This is a genomic window from Pseudoxanthobacter sp., assembly GCF_036822375.1.
Taxonomy (GTDB): Bacteria; Pseudomonadota; Alphaproteobacteria; order Rhizobiales; family Segnochrobactraceae; genus Pseudoxanthobacter.
Genome location: NZ_DAISHT010000232.1, coordinates 2,776 through 4,986, shown reverse-complemented (window position 1 = coordinate 4,986; position 2,211 = coordinate 2,776). Strand labels below are relative to the sequence as shown.

Below are 2,211 nucleotides of genomic sequence, written 5' to 3'. Positions count from 1 at the left end.
GCTGAAGGAAAAGGCGCTGGCCGCCGGCGGCCTCTATGTCATCGGCACCGAGCGCCACGAGAGCCGGCGCATCGACAACCAGTTGCGTGGCCGTTCCGGCCGTCAGGGCGATCCGGGCCATTCGCGCTTCTTCCTGTCGCTGCAGGACGACCTGATGCGCATCTTCGGTTCCGATCGCATGGACGGCATGCTGCAGCGCCTCGGCCTGAAGGAAGGCGAGGCGATCGTGCATCCGTGGATCAACCGTGCGCTGGAAAAGGCCCAGCAGAAGGTTGAGGCTCGCAACTTCGATATCCGCAAGAACATCCTCAAGTACGATGACGTGATGAACGACCAGCGCAAGGTCGTGTTCGAGCAGCGCATCGAGCTGATGAGTTCGGAAGACGTGTCGGAAATCGTGGCCGAGATGCGCCACGAGGTGATCGAGGACCTCGTTTCGCGGCACATCCCGGAACGCGCCTATCCCGAGCAGTGGGACGTCGCCGGCCTTCACGACGAGGTGCGGACCTACCTCAACCTCGACGAGCCCGTGGATGCGTGGGCGAAGGAAGAGGGCATCGCCGATCAGGAAGTGCGCGAGCGCATCCGCACCGCGGCGGATGCCGTGATCGCCCGCAAGGTGGAGCAGTACGGCACGCCGATCATGCAGCAGATCGAAAAGGCGGTGCTGCTGCAGACGCTGGACCAGCTCTGGCGCGAGCACCTTGCCACGCTCGATCACCTGCGCTCCGCCATCCACCTGCGCGGCTATGCCCAGCGCGACCCGCTGAACGAATACAAGTCCGAAGCGTTCTCGCTGTTCGAAGCCATGCTGGTGCGGCTGCGCCAGCAGGTGACCGGCCAGCTGGCCCGCGTGGAACTGGTGCAGCAGGCCGCACCGGCGCTGGAGACCGTCGCCGAAGCCGAACTGGCCGAAGCCGAGCCGGTCCACATCGATGCCACCACCGGCGAGAACGAGGAAGAGCCGGCTGCCGTTGCCGAGGCCGCCCCGGCGGCGGGCGGGCGCGATCCGGCCAATCCGGCCACATGGGGTCATGTGGGGCGCAACGAGCCCTGCCCGTGCGGTTCGGGCCGCAAGTTCAAGCACTGCCACGGCCAGTTCGTGGCCTGACAGGCGGCCGGCTCCGGCCGTCCGTCCTGACGTCCGACAACAGAAGGGCCCGCCCGGAAACCGGCGGGCCTTTTTTGTTTGCGCCGCCTTTTCGCCGGCGCCGGCCGCCATCGGGCCGGACGTCAGAAACTGAAGCAGCCGCGGCCGCTGTGCTTGGCGCGGTAGAGCGCCTCGTCGGCCGCCCGGTAGAGCGCCACGCCCCCCGAAGCGCCGGCATCGCCGGCGTGCGCAATCGCAATGCCGATGCTGACCCCGACCGGCAACGCATGCCCGTCCACGACCATGGGCGCGGCGAGCGCCGCGATCAGCCGCTGCGCCGCTCCGCGCGCCGCCTGCTGCGGATGGCCGGAGGCCGACAGCAGCACCACGAACTCATCGCCGCCGATGCGCGCCAGCGTATCCTCTTCCCGCAGCACCGCCCGGAAACGGCCCGCCACCTCCCGCAGCACCGCATCCCCGGTCTGGTGACCAAGGCCATCGTTGATGGCCTTGAAGCGGTCGATATCGATGCACAGGAAGGCAAGGCCCTGTGCGGTGCCGGCAATGCAGCCGAACGCCTGTTCCAGCCGGGCAAACAGCAGGGCGCGGTTGGGCAGTCCCGTCAGTCCGTCATGGGTGGCCAGCCGGGCCAGTTCCTGCTCGGCCGCCTTGCGCCGGCGGATATCGCGCACGGAGGCGACATAGCCATCCGGCACGCCGGTCGCGGCATCATGGGTCAGCCGCACCAGCGCCTCCATCCACACCCATGTGCCGTCGCGCGCCTGCTGGCGCAGGTCCAGCATGCCCTGATCGAGGGAACCGTCGCGGATGCGGCCGATCAGCCGCTCCATCGCCGGCCGGTCTTCCGGATGCACGATGTCGATGGCCTTGCGGCCCAGCAGCTCCTGCGGCTCATAGCCGAGCAGAGCCCGCACCGAGGGCGACACATAAAGCCGCCGCCCCTGAAGATCGCCGCGCACCAGCGTGTCGGTGGAAGCCTCGGCGATCTGGCGGAAGAAAGCCGCCTCGCTCTGCACCGCCGCCGCCCGACGCATCGCGTCGGACTGGTGCGCAGCCGCCTCCGCCACCAGCGCAAGCCCCTCTGTGGCAAGTCCCCCTGC

2 protein-coding genes are annotated in these 2,211 nt (G+C 68.7%); one reads left to right on the top strand and one right to left on the bottom strand.

From position 1 onward, the window contains the following. On the top strand, positions 1 to 1,111 hold a 1,111-nt coding region (locus V7067_RS15395; RefSeq protein WP_334176786.1), incomplete at its 5' end, for an SEC-C metal-binding domain-containing protein. A gap of 122 nt (positions 1,112 to 1,233) precedes the next feature. On the opposite strand, the gene V7067_RS15390 is transcribed toward V7067_RS15395, so the two are convergent. Continuing rightward, the coding region (locus V7067_RS15390) for a GGDEF domain-containing protein (protein ID WP_334176785.1) at positions 1,234 to 2,211 on the bottom strand (978 nt) is incomplete at its 5' end.